This window comes from Nocardia cyriacigeorgica (assembly GCF_010868145.1).
GTDB lineage: Bacteria > Actinomycetota > Actinomycetes > Mycobacteriales > Mycobacteriaceae > Nocardia > Nocardia cyriacigeorgica_D.
This window is the reverse complement of sequence record NZ_JAAGUY010000078.1, coordinates 1-292: the sequence shown is the minus strand read 5'-3', so window position 1 is coordinate 292 and position 292 is coordinate 1. Positions and strand designations below refer to the sequence as shown.

The window sequence follows — 292 nt, the reverse complement described above, 5'->3', positions numbered from 1 at the left end:
TGATCCCGAGCGGCTTCGTCGTGCTCGACACGCTGCCCGTGAATGCCTCCGGCAAGCTGGACCGCAAGGCGCTGCCTGCCCCGGCTGTGGCGCCCGTGGAGTTCGTCGCGCCGACAGGTCCTGCGGAAACCCTTGTGGCCGAGGTCTTCACCGCGTTGCTCGGCGTGCAGCAGGTCGGTGCGGGTGACAACTTCTTCGGACTCGGCGGCAATTCGCTCATCGCCACCCAGCTCGCCTCGCGCCTCAGCAAGGCGTCGGGCACGCGGGTTCCGGTGCGCGCGGTGTTCGATGC

Annotated in this window: 1 protein-coding gene; it reads left to right on the top strand. The window is 69.2% G+C overall.

Annotation, left to right across the window (positions count from 1 at the left end; genetic code table 11):
* The coding region (locus GV792_RS28820; protein ID WP_163828143.1) for a phosphopantetheine-binding protein at positions 1-292 on the top strand (292 nt) is incomplete at both ends.